Annotated in this window: 17 protein-coding genes; 12 read left to right on the forward strand and 5 right to left on the reverse strand. The window is 60.6% G+C overall.

Going from position 1 to position 20824, the window contains the following annotated elements:
- Positions 1-6 precede the first annotated feature (6 nt).
- On the reverse strand, positions 7-2985 hold the full coding sequence (locus GGU46_RS09375) for a SusC/RagA family TonB-linked outer membrane protein (protein WP_183403260.1): 2979 nt from the start codon (positions 2983-2985) through the stop codon (positions 7-9).
- Between the two features lie 957 nt (positions 2986-3942).
- Here GGU46_RS09375 and GGU46_RS09380 point away from each other — a divergent pair.
- From GGU46_RS09380 to GGU46_RS09435, 12 genes are all read left to right on the forward strand, one after another.
- Positions 3943-5382, forward strand: coding sequence for an alpha/beta hydrolase-fold protein (locus GGU46_RS09380; RefSeq protein ID WP_183403261.1), 1440 nt, complete (start codon positions 3943-3945; stop codon positions 5380-5382).
- 320 nt (positions 5383-5702) lie between these two features.
- A complete protein-coding gene (locus GGU46_RS09385) occupies positions 5703-7118 on the forward strand; it encodes an anthranilate synthase component I family protein (protein ID WP_183403262.1) in 1416 nt (471 codons plus the stop codon).
- Between the two features lie 117 nt (positions 7119-7235).
- Positions 7236-7802, forward strand: coding sequence for an anthranilate synthase component II (locus GGU46_RS09390; protein ID WP_110977406.1), 567 nt, complete (start codon positions 7236-7238; stop codon positions 7800-7802).
- A gap of 96 nt (positions 7803-7898) precedes the next feature.
- On the forward strand, positions 7899-8912 hold the full coding sequence (gene trpD / locus GGU46_RS09395) for an anthranilate phosphoribosyltransferase (RefSeq protein WP_183403263.1): 1014 nt from the start codon (positions 7899-7901) through the stop codon (positions 8910-8912).
- Positions 8913-9051: 139 nt separating this feature from the next.
- On the forward strand, positions 9052-9867 hold the full coding sequence (gene trpC, locus GGU46_RS09400) for an indole-3-glycerol phosphate synthase TrpC (protein ID WP_183403264.1): 816 nt from the start codon (positions 9052-9054) through the stop codon (positions 9865-9867).
- A 1-nt stretch (position 9868) separates the two neighbouring features.
- A complete protein-coding gene (locus GGU46_RS09405; RefSeq protein WP_183403265.1) occupies positions 9869-10498 on the forward strand; it encodes a phosphoribosylanthranilate isomerase in 630 nt (209 codons plus the stop codon).
- 104 nt (positions 10499-10602) lie between these two features.
- Positions 10603-11799, forward strand: a complete 1197-nt coding sequence (gene trpB, locus GGU46_RS09410; protein WP_183403266.1) for a tryptophan synthase subunit beta — start codon at positions 10603-10605, stop codon at positions 11797-11799.
- Positions 11800-11922: 123 nt separating this feature from the next.
- Positions 11923-12702 (forward strand): tryptophan synthase subunit alpha, encoded by a 780-nt coding sequence (gene trpA, locus GGU46_RS09415; protein ID WP_183403267.1) that lies wholly within the window; start codon positions 11923-11925, stop codon positions 12700-12702.
- Positions 12703-12806: 104 nt separating this feature from the next.
- Complete coding sequence (aroF, locus tag GGU46_RS09420; RefSeq protein WP_183403268.1) at positions 12807-13820, forward strand: 3-deoxy-7-phosphoheptulonate synthase; 1014 nt, start codon at positions 12807-12809, stop codon at positions 13818-13820.
- 89 nt (positions 13821-13909) lie between these two features.
- Positions 13910-15166, forward strand: coding sequence for a helix-turn-helix domain-containing protein (locus tag GGU46_RS09425; protein WP_183403269.1), 1257 nt, complete (start codon positions 13910-13912; stop codon positions 15164-15166).
- A 122-nt stretch (positions 15167-15288) separates the two neighbouring features.
- The gene (locus tag GGU46_RS09430) at positions 15289-15699 is read left to right on the forward strand and encodes a hypothetical protein (RefSeq protein WP_183403270.1); all 411 of its coding nucleotides are present in this window, start codon (positions 15289-15291) and stop codon (positions 15697-15699) included.
- Positions 15696-16241, forward strand: coding sequence for a DoxX family protein (locus tag GGU46_RS09435; RefSeq protein WP_183403271.1), 546 nt, complete (start codon positions 15696-15698; stop codon positions 16239-16241). The genes GGU46_RS09430 and GGU46_RS09435 overlap by 4 nt, the downstream gene beginning before the upstream one ends.
- Positions 16242-16386: 145 nt before the next feature.
- Here the strand turns inward: GGU46_RS09435 and pgl are convergent, their stop codons facing one another.
- From pgl to gndA, 4 genes are all read right to left on the reverse strand, one after another.
- Complete coding sequence (gene pgl / locus GGU46_RS09440; RefSeq protein ID WP_183403272.1) at positions 16387-17130, reverse strand: 6-phosphogluconolactonase; 744 nt, start codon at positions 17128-17130, stop codon at positions 16387-16389.
- Positions 17117-18631 carry a glucose-6-phosphate dehydrogenase gene (gene zwf, locus GGU46_RS09445; RefSeq protein ID WP_183403273.1) on the reverse strand — a complete coding sequence of 505 codons (1515 nt, stop codon included), beginning with the start codon at positions 18629-18631 and terminating at the stop codon, positions 17117-17119. The genes pgl and zwf overlap by 14 nt, the downstream gene beginning before the upstream one ends.
- 150 nt (positions 18632-18781) lie before the next feature.
- Positions 18782-19195 carry a hydroxyisourate hydrolase gene (gene uraH / locus GGU46_RS09450; RefSeq protein WP_183403274.1) on the reverse strand — a complete coding sequence of 138 codons (414 nt, stop codon included), beginning with the start codon at positions 19193-19195 and terminating at the stop codon, positions 18782-18784.
- 80 nt (positions 19196-19275) lie between these two features.
- Positions 19276-20775, reverse strand: coding sequence for an NADP-dependent phosphogluconate dehydrogenase (gene gndA / locus GGU46_RS09455; protein WP_183403275.1), 1500 nt, complete (start codon positions 20773-20775; stop codon positions 19276-19278).
- Positions 20776-20824 lie beyond the last annotated feature (49 nt).

Below are 20824 nucleotides of genomic sequence, written 5' to 3' on the forward strand. Positions count from 1 at the left end.
GGAATATTAGAAGCCTACGTTCAGACCGAAGGTGAACGTGCGGGCGCGGGGGTAAAAGTTGTTGTCGATACCGCCAAATATCTCAGGATCAAGTCCGTTGTACTTGGTGATAAGGAACGCATTCTGAACAGCAGCCGAGAGGCGCAAGTTTGCTTTCTCCGAGAAAATTTTGCCCACGTTGTAGCCCAGCGTGATGTTTTCGCCGCGCAGGAACGAACCGTTCTCCAGGTAGTAATCGGAGAACAGCTGTTGAGATACAAAACCAGTGTTCCGGATATCGGAGGGCAGGTTCAACAGGTAGTTGGTCGAGCCCTTAGCGTTGGAGAAGTTGCCCAGGTTGGCGGCAATGGAGTTGTACACGTAGTTACCCAGGTTGCCGCGCAGCGTGAACGAGAGGTTCAGCTTCTTGTAAGCCACGTTGGACGAGAAGCCCAGCACTACCAGCGGAGCGGCCTGCTTGTAACGGTAGTTGTCCCGTTCGTTAATGGTGCCGTCGCCGTTGCGATCCACGTAAATGCCTTCCAGCGGCCGGCCATTGGTATCGTACACCTGCTGGAGCACGTAGAAGGCGTTGTTGGGGAAACCTACGGTATTCACCTGAATGGTGCTGCCCGTACCGCCGGGGATGCCACCCGTCAGGTAGCCCTCGAAGCCAGGCTGCTGGTCGCCCAACTCCGTGATTTTGGTTTTGTTGTAGGCCGCGTTGAAGTTCACGTCCCAGTTCCAGGTTTCGGAGCGTACCGGCGCGGCGTTAATGTTGAGTTCAATACCGCGGTTGCGCAACGAGCCGATGTTGGCGTTGAGCTGGTTCGTCAGGTTCGAGCCGGCCGCTACGTTTACCAGCGCGAGCAGGTCGTCGGAGGTCCGGTCGTAGGCATCAATCGAGCCCGAGAGGCGGTTATCCCAGAAACCGTAATCCAGACCTACGTTCCACGTAGTGGTGGTTTCCCAGGTCAGACCTTCGTTGTAGCCCGAAGGACGCAGGGTAGTAACCCCGTTGTACTGAGCGGCGGCGTTGCCCACCACGTAGCGCGGCAGGTAGTCGTACACGCCCCCAATGTCCTGCTGGCCGGTGCGGCCCCAGCCGGCGCGCAGCTTCAGCTCGGAAATCGTGTTGTTGTTGGCCAAGAAATCCTCGCCCTTCAGACGCCAGCCCAGGCCAATAGCCGGGAAGATACCGCTGCGGTTGCCATCGGCGAAGCGCGAGGTGTTATCGTTCCGCACGGTAGCCGTCAGCAGGTAGCGGTCCTTTACGTTCACCGTCGCGCGGCCGAAGTACGAGAGCAGCACCAGCTTGGAGTAGTAGCCCGGTACGGTCAGCACGTCGGTGGAGTTCACCAGCGTCGTGCGGTCGAAGCGGTAAGCCAGGAAGTTGTCGCCTTTGTTAACGAAATCCTGGTAGGAGTGACCCGCCTGAATGTCGAAGCGGGTACCGCCAAATTGCTTGCCGTAGGCCAGGTAGGCTTCCAGCAGGCGCATGTCCTTCTTCTGGTTGTACTGGGTGTAGCGACCCTGGTTGAGGAAGTTGCCGAAGTCAGCCAGGTTGTTCACGGCCGAGCCTTCACCCCGCGAAATGTCGGTAGCCAGGTTCAGGTTAGCGCGCAGGCCTTCCACACCGTGGATTTTGTAGTCGAGCTGTACGTTACCGATCAGGCGTTTCACCTCGCTGACGTCCTCGCGGTTGTTAAGAGCCGCTACCGGGTTACCAATGGCCTGGCCCAGCGGGTTGCCGTTGGCCTGCAGGAACTGGAAGTAGCCGCCGTAGGGAGCGAAGGGAGCCTCGCTGCTGCGTACCGGCTGGGTGGGGTCGAATAGCACAGCGTTGCCAATCTGGGCGCCGTCGATGAAGCGGTTGTTTACCTGAGTGCCTTTGGCGTTGATGTCGATGCGCAGGTGGTCATCAAACAGCATGGGCGAGAGGCTAATGGCTCCCGTATTCCGCTTCAGCTTGTTGGTGATGACGATACCCTCCTGCTGGAGGTTACCGTACGACACCCGGAAGGGCACCTTGCCGGCGCTGCCGGTCAGGCTCACGTTGTTATCGTAGGTAGCGGCGGTGCGGAAAATCTCGTCCTGCCAGTCGGTGTTGGCCGTGCCGAGGGTTGCAATCTGCGAGGTCGAGCCGTTGGCGCGAATAATGTCGGCGAATTCCTGAGCGTTAAGTACGTCGTAGGTTTTCGTGCGGCGCGATACCGAGGTTTGCGACGACAGGTTAACCGTCAGCTTTTCGCCCTGCAAGCCTTTCTTGGTAGTAACCAGAATAACGCCGTTGGCGGCGCGGTTACCGTAGATGGCCGTGGCCGAGGCATCTTTCAGCACGGTCACGCTCTCAATATCGTTGGGGTTAATCAGCGTCAGCGGGTTCGAAGCGCCCGAAATCCCGTCTTTGTCAACTGGCACCCCATCAATTACATACAACGGGTCGTTGTTGGCGTTCAGCGAGGAGTTACCGCGGATACGCACGCTGGCCGGCGCGCCCGGGGCACCACCGCCGGTAGTAATGCTAACACCCGCAATCTTGCCCTGCACCAGCTGCTCGGGGTTGGTTACCTGGCCCTGCACGAAGTCCTTGGCCTGCACCGAAGCCACGGCGCCCGTTACGTCCTGGCGGCGCTGTACGCCGTAGCCCACTACCACCGCCTCGTTGAGCAGGGTGGTGTTCTCGGAGAGAGTCAGCGTGGTTACGGCCGTGTTCTGGCCGGCGGTTACGTTAATCGACTGCCGCTGGGTGGTGTAACCCACGAACGACAGCACCAGGGTGTGGGGGCCGGACGGAACGTTCTGGATGGAGAACGTGCCGTCGGAGTTGGTAGAGCCGCCTACGGTCGTTCCCTCAATCAGGACCGTTACGCCGGGCATGCCTTCACCTTTCTCGTCGAGTACGCGGCCGCTCACCGTCCCGATTCCCTGCGCGTATGCGTTGCTAACGCCTGCACTTGCGCACAGAAGAGGCAGCGCCAGTTTCGCTAGATAGGGGTGTTTCATTGAAAAAATGTTAGGGGTTGAAATGGATTTTTCCGGACAAACCGGAGTGGGAATTTAGTGGTCCATACAAGCAAACGGGCCCGGGTAACTGCACTGGCTGATGCCCGTTTTAGCGCCACATTTGCCTGGGTTCAACATCACCAAATTGTTAAGAAACACCGCAAGTTACTGTGGTGGTCACAACAAAAACAATGGGGTAGGAGAGGTAAGCCGGTATAGTGATAATTGGACTTTGTGCGTGACGGTGGGATATGCTTCAGTTGCGAAGGCCTGGCAGGCCGTACAGATGCCGTTACAGCGGCTTCGGAATAGGGGCGTAATGCTATAGCAGACAAGATATGGATGCCTGCGAAGAAGGAGAGAGGGGGGCGTGTTGCTGGGGCTAAGACCTATGCTGTATTAACAAAACATGATTCTGAATTGCCCGTGGATACGGGGGCTCGTCAAAAGGATAGGGTTAAGCATTCTTTGCTTTGGTTAGCATAGGTGGTGTTCTTGTGGGGTATTTTATGCAAAAAATGCAGAATTATTGACCACTAGTGGTTTTTAATTGCCAAAAAATGTCAAAAAAGCACTCAATATTATAACGCAAGGGTATAGAACGGGGAGGAAGGTGTTTGTCAATGCAGGCTTAGTGTCACGTAGCTAAAATCGGAGGTGTAATGACATTTTTTTGCATAAATTCTAGGGCGTTCCGCACACCCAATTTTCCTGCTTCACGCGGAACTTTTACACTTGCGGCCTACAAGGTCCGGCCTGTTTAGGTGAGGGCTTACTTACTGGCTTAGGTGGAAAGAAACGGACAGGCTAAACAAGATTCTAGGAAAAATACAGGTTGGGTTTATCCACTATACGGGCTTGCTTGTTTGGAAAGCAGAAGTAACACAATAGCTGGGCCCACCCGGCCCTTCAGCTGAGAAATAGTAGTAGCTTGCCTGGCTCTTAGCTGGTCTTTTTATGAAGCTTCTCGTTCTGTTAGTCACAGGTCTTTTACTTGCCGGGGGAAGTGCCGCGCAAACCATCGTCCGATTAACCCAGGTGCCCTCCACTACTCCTGCTGGTGCCACGCTGTACTTGGCGGGCTCGTTTAACAATTGGCAGCCGGGTAGCCCTACCTACGCCTTCAGCCGCAACCCCAACGATGGCACTTACCAGCTGACCCTACCTGCCTCCATAACAGGAAGCCTCTCCTGCAAGATAACCCGCGGTACCTGGGAAACCGTGGAAACCGATGCCGCCGGCCACGATATACCGAACCGGGAGTTTACGGCCGGCCAGGGGGTAGGCACCGTAGCGCTTGCGGTGCTAGGCTGGAAAAACCCATCGGCAGCGCCCGTCACCCCTGCCTGCCAGAGCACGGCCCGGCAGCCCAACGTGCAGGTTATTAGCGCCGAGTTTCAGATGCCCCAGCTGGGTCGCACCCGCCGCGTGTGGATTTATCTGCCCAACGACTACCCCACGGCCCCGGCCAAACGCTACCCTGTGCTGTACCTGCACGACGGCCAGAATGTATTTGATGCCTGCACCAGCTTCTCAGGAGAGTGGGGCGTAGATGAAACCCTGAGCCGGCTGCAGCAGCAGGGCCTCGACGCGGCCGGCTGCCTTGTGGTGGCCGTGGACCACGGCGGCTCCGAGCGGCTCAATGAACTCTCGCCCTGGAAAAACCCCGAGTACGGCGGTGGGCAGGGCGACCAGTACGTTGATTTCCTGGTGCAAACCCTGAAGCCCTACATCGACCAGCACTACCGCACCCTATCGGGCCGGGAGTTTACCGGCATTGCGGGCAGCAGCATGGGTGGCCTGATTTCGACCTACGCGGCCCTGAAGTACCCGCAGGTGTACAGCAAGGTAGGCGTGTTTTCGCCGGCCTTCTGGTTTGCGGATAAGCCCTTGTTTCAGTACCTGCGTCAGCATCCGGCCAACCCGGCCACGCGGTTTTATTTCGTGAGCGGGACGCAGGAAAGCCAGACGATGGTGCCCCTGATGCAGGCCATGCGCGACTCCCTGGCCCGCGGTGGAGTACCAGCGGCTAACATGAGCTTAACTGCCCACCCAGATGGCCAGCACGCCGAATGGTTCTGGAAGCGGGAGTTTGCGGCGGCCTACCAGTGGCTGCTGCAGCCGGCCGTGGTGCTGTCTCCCAACGGACGTCAGTACCAGAAGATTCTGCTGGGAGCTTATCCCAATCCTGTAAAGGACCGGCTCCGCCTAAGTATTTTGCCTGGGGTTGGACTAGTAAAAGTGGAGATGCGCGACTTGAATGGCCGGCTTGTTCTGGAGCAAAAAGTACGTTCCACCGACTCGCTGAACGTCAGCCGGCTAGACAAGGGCGTGTACATCCTGCGTGTGCGGGCCGGCCGGCATAACGCGGAGGAAGTTAAAATCGTCAAGGAGTAAGGATAACCGGTTTGGTAGGGAAGAGGAAGCCCGCTGCCGGAAGCTGCCTGTGGTTCAGATAAAAAATTCGGGCCGGCTGTTGCGCCAATCCAAACCCAGTGTACCTTTGCCCCGTTCAACGCCCAACCCTATTTGGCAATGACCTTCTCAATGACGCAGCAAGCATGGTGGTGGCCCTACGGAAATTCCGGACGGGACAGCATGTGCGTGCGCTAAGGTCAACTGAACCACTACCTTCGCAACAGCTCAAAAGCCCGGCCGCCCCGCCGGGCTTTTTTATTTCCCGGCGCTGGTCACCCTCCAATCACCACAACCAGCCAATGAAAACCTTCCAACTGCATACCCGCTTCCTGCGCGTTCTGGCCGATACGGTAACCCCCGTGGGCCTCTACCTCCGGCTGCGCGACCGGTATGCCAACTGCCTGCTGCTGGAAAGCTCCGACTACCACGGCCAGCAAAACGCCTTCAGCTACCTCGCCTTCGACCCGCTGGCCCGCTTCGAGTTGAGCGGCCGAGAACTGACCCTGACCTACCCCGACGATACCTCGGAAACCGAAACGCTGACCGAGCCCCGCCAAGCATTGGCTCGCCTGCAGGAATTTGCCGGCTGCTTCCAGACCGAGGAAACCGGCCACGATTTCATTACGGGTGGGCTGTTTGGCTACCTGGGCTACGAGGCCGTGCAATACTTTGAGGACCTGGAGCTGAACCCCGAAAAGCCCGTTGCGGGCCAGATTCCGGATATCCTCTACAGTACTTACCGCTACGTTATTGCCGTCAACCACTTCCGCAACGAGCTGTATGTGTTTGAACACACACTGGCGGGGCGAACGGTAGACGAAGATGGCCTTACCCGTTTGGTAAACCTGATTCGCAACCCCTCCTTACCCGATTTCAAATTCAAGGCGGTAGGTGAGGAGCAGACTAACCAGACCGACGAGGAATTCTTGCGGGTGCTGGCCGAAGGACAGCAGCACTGCCGCCGCGGCAATGTGTTCCAGATTGTGCTGTCGCGCCGGTTTCAGCAGGGTTTCAGCGGCGACGAATTCAACGTGTACCGGGCGCTGCGCTCCATCAACCCCTCGCCCTACCTGTTTTACTTCGATTACGGCTCGTTCAAGATTTTCGGCTCCTCGCCCGAAACCCAGCTGCTGATTAAAGGGCGCCAGGCCAGCCTGTACCCCATTGCCGGTACCTTCCGCCGCACCGGCCACGATGCCGAGGATGCCGCCCTGGCCCAGAAACTCGCCGACGACCCCAAGGAAAACGCTGAGCACGTGATGCTGGTAGATCTGGCCCGCAACGACCTGGCCCGCCACGGCGACGAGGTGAAAGTGAAGGTGTTCCGCGAAATTCAGTACTACTCCCACGTTATCCACCTGGTAAGTGAGGTGACGGCCCGCCTGGCTCAAGAGGCCAGCCCCCTGCAGGTAGTGGCCGACACCTTCCCGGCCGGCACCCTATCCGGCGCCCCCAAGCACCGCGCCATGCAGATTATTGACGCGCTGGAGCCCACGGCCCGCGGCTACTACGGCGGGGCCATCGGCCACCTCGGCTTCAACGGCGACTTCAACCACGCCATCATGATTCGCTCCTTCCTGAGCACGGCCGGCCAGCTCTACTTCCAGGCCGGAGCGGGGGTAGTAGCCGCCTCCGACATCAACTCCGAGCTCAACGAAGTGCATCACAAGCTGGCCGCCCTGCGCAAAGCCCTGAAAGAAGCGGAGATGGTGTAAAGCAGCCGTCCCAGGGCTGAAGTCCTGGGCTACGTAGCGCTGTAGAAATTTAATTAAAAGTACCTCACTAGCCCAGGGCTTCAGCCCTGGGACCATTGGGCCGACTGGCCGAAAAGCATGAAAATCCTCGTCATTGATAACTACGACTCCTTCACCTACAATCTTGTGCAGGTGCTGCGAGAACTGGGTCATACGGATAACGTCACGGTGATTCGTAACGACAAGCTGGCGGTGGAAGACGTGGCCGGCTACGATGCCGTGCTGCTGTCCCCCGGTCCGGGTGTACCAGCTGATGCCGGGCTGATGCCGGAAATCATTCGCCAGTACGCCCCCACCAAGCGCATGTTGGGTGTGTGCCTGGGCCACCAGGGCCTGGCCGAAAGCTTCGGCGGCGAGCTATACAATATGCCCGATGTGCTCCACGGTTTGGCCACCGACGCCCAGGTAACGGCCGAGGACCGCCTGTTTGCCGGCTTGCCCCCGCAATTCAAGGTAGGGCGCTACCACTCCTGGAGCGTGCTGCCGGAGTCGGTGCCGGCGGCGCTGGAAGTAACGGCCGTGGATGCCAACGGCCAGGTGCTGGCCTTCCGCCACCGCGAGTACGACGTGCGCGGCGTGCAGTTCCACCCCGAGTCCATCCTGACCGAGCACGGCCACCAGATGCTGGCCAACTGGTTGGCCTGACCTACGAGGGTAGGCGCTTGCCTGCCCAACCACTGCTCTTCTTTCGATTCCCACCCAAACAGCTGAACGCTCCCGGCCGCCAGCTACCCCTCATACGTGAAACAGATCCTGAATCAACTCTTCGACCAGCAGCAGCTCACCCACGCCGAGGCGCACGAGGCCATGCTGCGCATCGGGCAGGGCGAGGCCAACGCCTCGGAAATGGCGGCCTTCATGACGGTGTACCGCATGCGGCCCATTGCCGTGCCGGAGTTGGCCGGCTTCCGTGAAGCTCTGCTGAGTTTGAGCCGCGACCCGGAGCTGGGTACCCACGACACGGTAGATATTGTGGGCACCGGCGGCGACGGCAAAGACACGCTCAACATCAGCACGCTGGCCTGCTTTGTGGTGGCCGGCGCGGGCTACAAAGTAACCAAGCACGGCAACATTGGGGTATCGTCGGTGTGCGGGTCGTCGGATGTGCTGGCCCAGTTGGGCGTTGATTTTGGGGTAGGGAACGACGTGCTGAAGCAGCAGTTGGAACAGGCTAATGTCTGCTTTCTGCACGCGCCCTCCTTCCACCCAGCCATGCGCTACGCTGGCCCGGTGCGGCGGGAGCTGGGGGTGCGCACCTTCTTTAATATCCTGGGCCCCCTGATTAACCCGGCCCGCCCGAAACACCAGGTGGCCGGCACATTCAGCCTGGAGCTGCTGCGCCTCTACCACTACCTGCTGCAGCAAACCGAAACCCGCTACGCCGTGGTGCACGCCCTCGATGGCTACGATGAACTCTCGCTAACCGGGGCCGCCAAGCTGGCCACGCCCGCCGGCGAGCAGCTCCTCTCGGCCACCGACCTGGGCCTGACCGCTACCCGCCCCGAAGAGCTGGCCGGCGGCCGCACCCCGCAGGAGTCGGCCAAGCTGTTTCTGGAGGTGCTGGAAGGCTGCGCCACCCGCGCCCAGCGCGACGTAGTAACGGCCAACGCGGCCCTGGCTATTGGTTGCCTGGAGCCCACGTTCAGCTTTGCTGAGGCCCTGGCCGCCGCCCAGGAATCTTTGGATTCTGGTCGGGCCCGGCAGGCCCTGCGCAAGCTGGTGGCCGTCACGCACAGCCACGCAACTACCTTATAGCACTGCGGAGGGTAGCGGCTAAGCCACGGAAATACGTGGTAGCTGGCTCTCTTTTCTCCTGAATACTGTTCACCCAATTCCTTGCCGCCAGGTAGGAATTCACCTTCAAACCCCGCCGCAATCCATCGGCGGCCCGCCAATGCCTACGATTCTCGACCAAATCATTGCTCACAAGCGCCAGGAAGTAGCCGACCGCCAAAGCCTGGTGCCGGTAAAGCTGCTGGAAAAAAGCCTGTACATGCAAAGCCAGCCCTTAAGCCTGCGCCGCTACCTGCTGCGCGAAGACCTGAGCGGCATTATCGCGGAGTTCAAGCGCAAATCGCCGAGCAAGGGCTTCATTAACCCTCATGCCCCGGTAGAGCGCACTACGCTGGGCTATATGCAGGCCGGCGCCTCAGCCTTGTCGGTGCTGACGGATACGGAGTTTTTCGGGGGTAGGAACGAGGACCTGATTACGGCTCGTCGCTTCAATTTCTGCCCCATTCTGCGCAAGGATTTTGTGGTGGACGAGTACCAGATTCTGGAAGCCAAAAGCATTGGGGCCGATGCCGTGCTGCTGATTGCGGCCGTGTTGTCGGGTGAGGAAGTGCTGCGCCTGGGCCGCCTGGCCAAAAGCCTGGGCTTAGAAGTGCTACTGGAAATCCATAACGCCGAAGAGTTGGATAAGACCCTGCACCCCGACGCGGTGAGCCTGGTGGGCGTGAACAACCGTAACCTCCACGACTTCAGCGTGAGCCTCGACACGTCGGGCGAGCTGGCCCAGCGCATCCCCGATGAGTTTGTGAAAGTGACGGAAAGCGGCCTCACTTCGGCTGCCGACATGGAGGCCCTGCGCCAGGTAGGCTACCGTGGCTTCCTCATCGGTGAGACGTTCATGCGTCACTCCCGCCCCGAAAAAGCCTGTGCCGCCCTCGTGCAGCAGCTCCGCGCCACTGAAGCCGTAACCCTACTCTAAAATGAGCGTGCGCCTGAAAGTCTGCGGTATGGCCCGGCCCGACAACCTGCGGGCGGTAGCCGCCCTGCGCCCCGACTTTCTGGGCTTCATCTTCTACCCCAAGTCCCGGCGCTACGCTGCTCCTACGCTCAATCCCGCTGATGCCGCCGCGGTGCCGGCCAGTATCCAGAAAGTGGGTGTGTTTGTGGATGAGGATATGGCCGTTATTCAACAGCGCATCACCGAGTACGGCCTGCAGGCCGTGCAGCTCCACGGCTCGGAAACCCCCGAAACCTGCGGGTTGCTGCGCGCTACGGGGGTAGCGGTTATTAAGGCCTTTGCAGTGAGGGAGCAATTCGACTTCGAGCGGTTGCGGCCTTACGTGGGGGTAGTTGACTACTTCCTCTTTGACACGGCTGGTGCCCAGCCTGGCGGCAACGGCACCGCCTTCGATTGGCAGCTGCTGCAGAATTACGCCTTGCCAGTGCCTTATTTCCTGGCGGGCGGGCTGGCCCTGGAACACGCTGATACACTGCGCAACCTGCAGCTCCCTGGCCTGTTCGCCCTGGACCTGAATAGCAAATTTGAAACGGAGCCCGGCCTGAAAGACGCCGATTTACTGCATCAGATGTTTAGTCAGCTACGAGCCTGATAAAATTTCGCGCAGAGCCTTGCAATGGAAAAAACGCCGCGCTTCGCGGTGGGCCTTCCGTGTGAAATCCTGCGCTACCCACCCCGAAACTTGCGAGAAACCTCATGCCTACTACCTATCAACAACCCACGGAGCGCGGCTACTACGGCCAATTCGGCGGCGCCTTCATCCCGGAAATGCTCTACCCCAACGTGGAAGAGCTGCGCCAACAATACCTCGATATTCTGGCTGACCCCGCGTTTCAGCAGGAGTACCAGCAGCTGCTCCGCGACTACGTGGGCCGGCCTACCCCTTTGTTCGAGGCTAAGCGCCTGTCGGAGAAGTATAACACCCGCGTGTACCTCAAGCGGGAGGACCTTTGCCACACCGGGGCCCACAAGGTAAATAACACCGTCGGGCAAATTTTGCTGGCCAAGCGCCTGGGCAAAACCCGCATCATCGCCGAAACCGGGGCGGGCCAGCACGGCGTGGCTACGGCTACGGTGTGCGCCCTCATGGGCATGCAGTGCATTGTGTACATGGGCGAAATCGACATGGAGCGCCAGAAGCCCAACGTGTACCGCATGCGCTTGCTGGGTGCCGAAGTGCGGGCCGCTATGAGCGGTAGCCGCACCCTCAAAGACGCCACCAACGAAGCCATCCGCGACTGGATTTCCAACCCCGTCGATACCCATTATATCATCGGCTCGGTAGTCGGCCCGCACCCGTACCCCGATCTGGTGGCGCGGCTGCAGGCGGTTATCAGTGAGGAGATGCGCAAGCAGCTGCTGGAAAAAACCGGCTCCGAGCTGCCCGACTACGTGGTAGCATGCGTGGGCGGCGGCTCCAATGCGGCCGGCGCGTTCTACCATTTCCTGGAAGAGCCGTCGGTGAAGCTGGTGGCGGTGGAAGCGGCCGGGCACGGCGTCAACTCGGGGCACTCGGCGGCTACCTCGGTGCTGGGCAAGCCGGGCATTATTCACGGCTCGCGCACCCTGCTCATGCAGGACGAGGACGGCCAGATTACCGAACCGTACTCCCTGTCGGCCGGCCTCGACTACCCCGGTATCGGGCCCTTGCACGCCTTCCTGGCCGATTCCGGTCGGGCCCGGTTTATCAGCATTGAGGACGAGGACGCGCTGCGCGCCGTGGCCGAACTGAGCCGTCTGGAAGGCATCATTCCGGCCCTGGAAACCGCCCACGCCCTGGCTGCCCTGGGCCAGTTGGGTGCCGGCCCCGACGACGTAGTGGTGGTAAACCTCTCGGGCCGCGGCGACAAAGACCTGGAAACTTACCTTAAGTACGCCGATACCATTCTGTAAAGCGCAAACCGTCTGTCATCCTGAGCCCAAGCGAAGGACCTTATCACATCTGAATTATTACCGACAACTCGTTCAGGCGTGATAGGGTCCTTCGCTCCCGCTCAGGATGACAGAATTGATGATATGAACCGAATCAAAAACGCCTTCGAGAAAAAGCAGAAAGGCCTGCTCAATGTGTATTTCACTGCCGGCTACCCCAGCCTGCACGACACGGTGCCGCTCATTAAGTCGCTGACCCAGGCCGGGGCCGACCTCATCGAAATCGGCATGCCATTTTCCGATCCGCTGGCCGATGGTCCCGTGATTCAGGCCAGCAGCACGGCGGCCTTGCAGAACGGCATGAACATGCGCGTGCTGTTCCGGCAGCTGGAAGGCATCCGGCAGGAAGTCCCCGAAACGCCCATTCTGCTCATGGGCTACCTCAACCCGGTGATGCAGTTCGGGGTGGAGAATTTCTGCCGCGAAGCTGCCGAAGCCGGCGTAGATGGCGTGATTCTGCCCGACCTGCCCCTCGACGACTACGTGGCCGAGTACCAGGAAATGTTCCGGCGCTACAACCTGCGGCCGGTATTCCTCATCACGCCCCAAACCGCCCCGGAGCGTATCCGCCGCATTGATGAGCTGACGGATTCTTTTCTCTACCTCGTGTCGGGGCCCGGAACCACGGGCGGCGCCAACACCCAGGCCGAAGGGGTGCAGGAAGCCTACTTTGAACGCATTGGAGCCATGAACCTGCGCAACCCCCGCCTCATCGGCTTCGGCATCGGCGACAAAGGTTCTTTCCGGCGCGCCTGCGAGTACGCCGAGGGCGCCATCATCGGCTCGGCCCTGATTCGGGCCCTGGAAGGCACTGATGATGCGCCGGCCGCCGCCGCTCGGTTTGTGCAGTCAGTACTTAACTAAGATTTCCCGCAGAGGGCGCAGAGGTTTCCGCAGAGGACGCGGAGGTCGTTCTTCTGCGCCCTCTGCGCAACCTCTGCGTCCTCTGCGGGAACCTCCGAAAGAACATGATCATCCAACTTGACCCTAGCATTAGCGAAGCCGCGCAGGCAACTATTGAAGCCCACATCAAGGCTCTCAAATACAAAGTCACCGACGTTAAAACCCAGCGGGCTCACTACCTCGTGGCCATCGGCAAAGCCGATATAGACCTGCGCACCATTGGGCAGTTGCCGGGCATTCTCGACATTCATCAGGTGTCTGACGACTACCAGCTGGTGTCCCGGAAATGGCGCGTGCGCCCTACCGTGCTTGACCTTGGCGACGGGGTGCGGGTGGGAGAGGGTAGCCTCACGCTGGCCGCCGGCCCGTGTAGTATCGAGAATGAGCAGCAGATGGAGCTGATTATGCAGCACCTCGTGGATAACGACGTGCGCATCATGCGCGGGGGCGTGTTCAAGCCCCGCTCTTCGCCGTACTCGTTCCGGGGGCTGGGCATGGAAGGGCTGAAGCTGTTTCACCAGATGGCGCGGGCACGGGGTATCAAAATCGTGACCGAAGTCATGCAGGTCTCGCAGGTAGAAGAAATGCGCGACTACGTGGATGTGTTCCAGGTAGGGGCGCGCAACACCCAAAATTTCAACCTGCTCGACGCCCTGGGCGGGGTTGATAAGCCGGTGCTGATTAAGCGCGGCATCTCCGGCACCATTGAGGAACTGCTGTCGTCGGCGGAGTACGTGTTTTCGGGCGGCAATGAAAAGCTGATTCTCTGCGAGCGGGGCATCCGGACCTTCGAAACGGCCTCGCGCAATACCCTGGATTTGAACGCCGTACCTATTCTGAAGGAGAAAACCCACCTGCCCGTCATCGTGGACCCATCCCACGGCATCGGCATCCGGGACTACGTGCCTTCCATGGCCCTGGCCGCTGTAATGGCCGGCGCCGACGGCATTATCTACGAGGCCCACGAGAAGCCCGAAGAAGCCGCCTCCGACGGTGCCCAAACCCTGAACTTCCAGGAATCGGAGCGCCTGATCCGCAATCTGCGCAAGGTGTACCAACTGCGCCAGGAGCTGGAGTAGATTCCGGGTTTCTGTTCCGAACCGCCCCGCACTGCCCTTTCGGAAGGGGGAGTGCGGGGCGGTTCGCGTTCTTCCGGTAGCTTTAGGACATGGCCTTTACATTCAACCTGTATAGCAGTTTGCTGCTGCCGTTCTTTTTGCAGGGAATGGTAGTGGGCGTGGTAATGCTGGTGCGCCGGCACCGGGAAGAAGCGGCGGCTGATGGGTGGCTGGCCTTGTTGCTGCTTCTGCAGGCGGTGCGCCTGGCGCAGTGGATGCTGGGCTTCGCGGGCTGGTATGATGCTCACGATGCCACCACCACCTTCATGTTTTACTTCCCCTTCAGCAACTGGCTGGCGGTAGGGCCCGCGTTCTATTTTTACTTTCGGAGCCTCACCAACCAAGAGTTTCGGTTTAGCCGCCAGGCCGCCCGGCATTTCGTACCGGCCTTGGCGTATCTGGGGTGGAAGCTGTTCGTGTTCGGCGTGGACGTAGGGTGGCTGCACGGCGTACGCGGCCAGCCGTTGCCGTGCCATTTCAACACGAAAGGGGCGCTGGCCTGCCGGGCCGACGCCGTTGATGATTGGGTGGCCTTGCTGGGGTACCTCTCGGTGGCGGCCTACGCCTGGCTGACTCTGCGGGAGTACCGCGCGTATTCACTCTACCTCAACAACAACTTCTCGGATACCGAGCAAATTCGGTTTCGGTGGCTGCGCAACGTGCTGGTGGCCGTGCTTATTGGTGCGGCCGTGGCCCTGGGGTTTCAGCTCGTGGACGCGGTAGTAACGCCGCTCAGCTACTACCAGGCCTGGTACGACTACCTGTTTACCGGGCTGCTGATTTACTACCTCAGCATTGCGGGCCTGCTCACCAACCGCCGGCTCCGGGCCCTGCAGTTTCAGCCCGCGCCACCGGTTGTCTTTCCCGTTGCGGCGGAGGCACTAGCTGCGCCTACCCCCGCCGCCGCTGCCATTGCCGCTGTGCCCGCCGAAGCAAACCCGCCTACCCACGTGTCTGAGCCGGAACCGGAGCTGCTGCGTTGGACCGAGCGCCTGAACCAGCACATGGCTACCCACCGGCCCTACCTTGCTCCGGAGCTGACGCTGGGCGAGCTGGCGGCCCAGCTGCAGACCAACACCTCGTGGCTGTCCAGGGTCATCAACTCGGGCTGCGGGCAGAACTTTAATGATTACATCAACGAGTACCGGGTGCGGGAAGCCGAGCGCCGCCTGCGCGACCCGCAGTTCCGGCACTATACGCTGTTGGCAATAGCGCTGGAGTCGGGCTTCAACTCAAAATCTACCTTTAACCGGGTGTTCCGGAAGCTGCGCGGCGCTACCCCCAGCGAAGTGGCGCGGCAGCCCTAAATGGCCCCCGAATTGGGAGGTGCCAAACCATAAGTTGGGACGTGCCAAACGGCAAAATGAGGCGCTTTAGGGGTAGCAGGTGGGTTTCTTTGGCCCATTGTTTCACCTAACTCCTTACCGCTATGCGCACCCCAAAACACCCGGGAACGTGGCTTTTGCTGCTGACCGGCCTGCTGTTTGTAACCGGCTTGCTTGCCGCCCGGCAGCCGGGTCTTCACTCCGATTTACTTATTGAGCCTGGCAAACAGTTCGTGCTGGGAGGCGGGCAGCCCGGGGCCTTCAAGGTCGAAGCCCGCAACGTGGGCAAAGTACCTGTCGAGTTTAAGGAGCGGCCCCGCGGCGGCGGCATCTTCGGTCGGGCTACGTTGGCGCCCGGCCAGCGCGCTACGCTGCGGTTCCTAGCCGGCTCCTCGGCTTTGCTGCTCAACCCTTCGGCCCAAACTGCCAACCTGAACCTGCACGTAACCGGCGACACCCGCCTGAGTATGGGCTACGAGCCCAATGGTACCCTCGAAGCAGTCCGCAAGCCATGAAAAAGCTACTATTCGGGGCTGCCCCGCTTTCTTCCCGCGCCGCCGATGTAACCTGGTTGTTGTTCCGGCTGCACCTGGGGCTGTCCATTGCCATTGGGGCCGGCTGGTCTAAGCTGGTAAACCTGACTACCGCTACCGAGGCGGAAAAGATGGTTGGCGGTGCCGGCAGCCCGCCCGACTGGTTTGTGCAGCAGGTGGCCGACCTGGGCTTTACCCTGCCTTCGGCCTATTTCTGGGCGGTGCTGGCGGTCTGGGGCGAGTTTGCGGGCGGCTTATTGGTTGCGCTGGGACTTGGTACCCGCCTGGCGGCCTTTCAGCTGGCGGTGCAGTTTCTGGTTATTGCGTTTTTTTGGTACGACAAGCCCGAGCCTTTACTAGGAATGTATTACCAGCAGCTGCTGTTCTGGGCGTTTGTGCTGGTAACCGGGGTAGGGGGCGGGCGCTACTCGGCTGACTACTGGATTTGGAAGCGGGCCACAGCCCGGCTGAATCCACCTGCCGCCCGAGCTGCAACGCTGCCGGCCATACCTGTAGCCGGGTAAGAAGGCCTTTTACATGTCGGCCCGGTGCTCACGTGGCTGGGCACCGGGCACAGACTCTGCCTGGCACCGCTCAGGCCAACCCGCCGGACCTCAGGTGTGGGTGAGCTGGTTGCCGTTATGCTTAACCATCTCAACACCAGATCCATCAGCGGCCGGGGGGTAGGCGGGAAGCGGCGGCTTCGTCCAGAAACCAGTGCAGCTCGCCGGAAATGGGCGCAATGAGCTGGGCGGGGTACTCCTCAATATTCCGTTCGCCGGCCAAAACGTGCTGCACGGCGGCGGCCTTATCGGGGCCGTACACCAGGAACACGGTCGTGCGGGCCAGGTTTAGCAGCGGGGCAGTGAGGGTGATGCGGTAGGCCTGCTTTTCTTCCACAAACACCTCCCGGGCGCCTACGGTGGCATCGTGCAGCACGGGCGTGTGCGGGAACAGAGAGGCCGTGTGGGAATTATCGCCCAGCCCCAGCAGCATCAGATCGAAGCGGGTCTCCTCCTGACCAAAGAACTGCTCAATGGCTTGAGTGTACTGCCGGGCGGCTTCGGCCGGGGGGAGGGCCGTGTCCACGGCAAACACCTGGGCCGGGGCAATGCCCAGCGGCTCCAGCATGGCCTCGCGGGCCATGCGGTAGTTGCTCTCGGCATCCGTGGGCGGCACGTAGCGCTCATCCCCGAAGAAAAAGAACACCTTCTCCCAGGCTACCCGAGTGCGGTATTCCTCCGAAGCCAGCAGTTCATACAGTTTCTTGGGCGAGCTGCCACCCGACAACGCCACGGAAAAGCGGCCCCTAGCCTGCGTAGCCCGCGCGGACAGCTCCACAAAGAAATCGGCTAAGCGGTTCAGGCTTTCCGCGGGGGTAGGGAAAATGTGGAGGCTGCTATTTCTTGCCATGGAGCGGGAGCGTAAACCAGTGAAATCCGTCGCGGGCAATGAGGGCCTCGGCCACCTCCGGGCCCCAGGAATCGGCGGAATAGTTGGGAAAGTTCTGGCTGGTGCGGTGCTGCCAGGAGTTCAGAATGGGCATGATCAGGTCCCAGGCAGCTTCTACCTGGTCGCCGCGCATGAACAAGGTCTGGTCGCCGAGCATGGTATCGAGCAACAGGGTTTCGTAGGCTTCGGGCGCCTGGTTGGTGTAGGTGCCTTGGTAGTCGAACACCATGTCCACGGTGTTAAGCATCATGTCGAGGCCGGGGCGCTTGGCCTGCACCTGCAGCCGGATGCTCATTTCGGGCTGAATGCTGATGATGAGTCGGTTTTGCTGCCAGCTTTCCGCCGTTTCCGCCGGGAAGATGCGGTGGGGCACGTCGCGGAACTGAATGGTAATGACGGAGGCCGAGCGGTGCAGGCGCTTGCCTGTGCGCACGTAAAAGGGCACGCCCTGCCAGCGCCAGTTATCCACGAAAAACTTCACGGCCGCGAAGGTTTCGGCGTTGGAGGTGGGGTTGGCGCCGGGCTCCTCGCGGTAACCGGGCACCTGCTCGCCTTCCATCCAGCCGGCCCCGTATTGCCCCCGCACCGCCGATTCGCGCACATCCTCGGGGGCGAAGCGGCGCATGGCCCGCAGCACATCCACCTTGCGGTTGCGCACCTCATCGGCGGTGAAATCGACAGGCGGCTCCATGGCCACCAGGCACAGCAGCTGCAGCAGGTGGTTCTGAATCATGTCGCGCAGGGCCCCGGCCCCGTCGTAGTAGCCGCTCCGCTCGCCTACCCCCAGCTGCTCCGTCACCGATATCTGCACATGCTCGATATAGTTGCGGTTCCAGAGAGGCTCCAGCAGGGCATTAGCAAACCGGAAGGCCATGATGTTCTGCACGGTTTCCTTGCCCAGATAATGGTCGATGCGGTAAATCTGGCGCTCGGTAAAATGGCGGCCCAGCAGCTGGTTCAGCTCCCGCGACGATTCCAGATCGTGCCCGAACGGCTTCTCAATGACGATGCGCGTGCGGTCGGCATCGGTGGCCAGCTTGCTCTGGGCAATGTTTTCGGCAATGATGGGGAAGAACTCCGGCGCCACCGCCAGGTAGTAAATGATGTTGGCCGGCGCCCCCCATTCCTTCTGGTAGGCCCCGATGCGCTTATCGAACTGCTGGTAGGTAGCGGCGTCCTTTACGTCGGCGGCCTGGTACACTACATGCTCGGCAAACGCGGCCCAGGTCTTTTTATCGGCCTTGCCGGTGCGCGAGAACTGGTTGATGCCCTCCAGCAGCCGGGCACGGAACTGCTCGTCGGAAAGTGCCGTGCGCCCCGTCCCGATGATGGCAAACTGCCCGGGCAGCCAGCCTTCCAGGAACAAATGGTAGAGGGCCGGGGCCAGCTTGCGGGCGTTCAGGTCGCCGGTGCCGCCAAAAATGACGAAAATGGTAGGAGGAAGCTGCGGTTTGGCGCTCATGCGAAGAAGGTCACGGAAGTGAATAAATCAGAAAACAGAGCCTTGTGAGGTTGGCGGTATCTGCCCATTTGGCTTGTTTTCAATTCCTGAAAACCGGCTTTTCAGATGATAGTGCAGGTCCGGTTTCAGGAACACAGTAGTGCCGCTAGCTCAGCTGCCGCGGTAGGTAGAGTAGCCGAAAGCCGACAGGGTAATGGGCACGTGGTAATGCGCCCCGTCCTTCAGCTCAAACACCACATCGATGTAGGGGTAGAACGACTTGAGCTGACGAGCCGCGAAGTAAGGCTGGGTTAGGAAGGTGAGCTTGTAGATGCCGGTGTGCGCAGTTTTGGCGCTGCCCGTGGGTAGGAAGTCGCCGATACGACCCGCGTCGTCGGTTTTCTTCTCGGCCACCGCCGTCCACGTCTTCTTAGCGTCGTCGTACTTTTCCAGGCGCACCGTTACGCCGGCGGCCGGCGAGCCCGCGCTGATATCGAGAATGTGGGTGCTGAGCTGGTAGGCGGGGGCCTGAGCAAACCCGAGCAAAGGCAACAGGCTCAGCAGGCAAATAAGGAGGGTTTTCACAATTGGAGGGGGTAGGGAAAGGTTGTCGGGAGCCTATGGGGAGCGGGCTCCGGAAGTAAAAAAACCAGAAAGCGCAGGCTCTATTGATTGGGCTGCACGGGCCGCTCCTGCTTGTTTTCTTCGCCTACGTGGGTATCCTGCTTGTTGGCAGCGTCCTCGTGCTCGGGCGTCCATTGGGTATGAAACAGACCTTCTTTACCAATTAGCTCGTAGGTGTGCGCCCCGAAATAGTCGCGCTGGGCCTGGATGAGGTTGGAGGGTAGGCGGGCGGTGCGGAACGAGTCGAAGTAGCTGAGGCTGGCGGCGTAGGCGGGCACGGCCAAGCCCGCCGTTATGGCCCCGGCTACCACCGTGCGCGCGCCGGGCACGGCCTGCTGCACCAGTTTTGCTACCCCCTCATCGAGCAGCAAGTGCTCCAGCTCGGGCGCCTGCTGGTAGGCGTTGTAGATGTCGCTGAGGAAGCCGGAGCGGATGATGCAGCCCCCCCGCCAGATGCGGGCAATGCCGGCCAGCTGCAGCTTGTAGCCATACTCTGCCGAGGCCTTTGAGAGCAGGTGCATGCCCTGGGCGTAGGTAATTACCATGCTGAAGTAGAAAGCTTCTTCCAGCTGGGTTAGAAAGTCTTCTTTATCGGCGGCCAGGGCCTGGGCTTCGGGACCGTACTGCGTCGCCAGCTTCTCGCGCAGGGCTTTGTACTTGGAGAGGTTGCGCAGGGCCACGGCCGTGTCGATGGTGGAAAGCGGCACTTCCAGGTCCATGGCTACCTGCGAGGTCCACTTGCCGGTGCCCTTGGAGCGGGCCTCGTCCCGAATGTCGTCGAGCAGAAGGTGGTCGGTGTCGGGCGCCCGGAAGGCGAAGATGTCCTTGGTAATATCGAGCAGGAAGGACTGCAGGCGGCCGGCATTCCACTGGGTAAATACCCGCCCGATGGCGTCATTATCGAGCCCCAGGCCTTGCTTGAGCACCCCGTAGGTTTCGGCAATGAGCTGCATCAGGCCGTACTCGATGCCGTTGTGTACCATTTTTACGAAGTGACCTGCCGCGCCCGGTCCGATGTAGGTCACGCAGGGCTCCCCGCCGACCTGGGCGGCAATGGCCTCGAACATGGGCTTCATCACCTCGTAGGCCTGCTGGTCGCCGCCGGGCATCATGCTGGGGCCGAAGCGGGCGCCTTCTTCGCCGCCGGAAATACCCATGCCGAAAAAGTGCAGCCCCGCCGCTTCCAGGGCGGCCGCGCGGCGGTCGGTGTCGGTGAAGTGGGAGTTGCCCCCGTCGATGATAATGTCGCCGGGCGCGAGCAGGGGCCGCAACTCCTCAATTACGCTGTCCACGATTTTACCGGCTGGTACCAGCAGCATAATGGAGCGGGGCGTCTGCAGGCTCTGCACAAAATCCGTCAGCTCCGCGAAGCCGCGCACCGGCAGGCCCGCACCCTCCTCCGCGAGCAGAGTGAGTTTGCTGGCATCTTTGTCGTAGCCGGCCACGGCAAAATCGTGGTCGGCCAGGTTCAGCAGCAGGTTGCGGCCCATGGTGCCCAGGCCAATCATGCCAAACGAATACGTAGTTGGCGTTGCGCTCATCGTGCGGGTAGTTTCAGGGTGAAGACGTAGCGAAGAAGGGCAGGAAAAG

This window comes from Hymenobacter latericoloratus, from assembly GCF_014199535.1.
Taxonomy (GTDB): domain Bacteria; phylum Bacteroidota; class Bacteroidia; order Cytophagales; family Hymenobacteraceae; genus Hymenobacter; species Hymenobacter latericoloratus.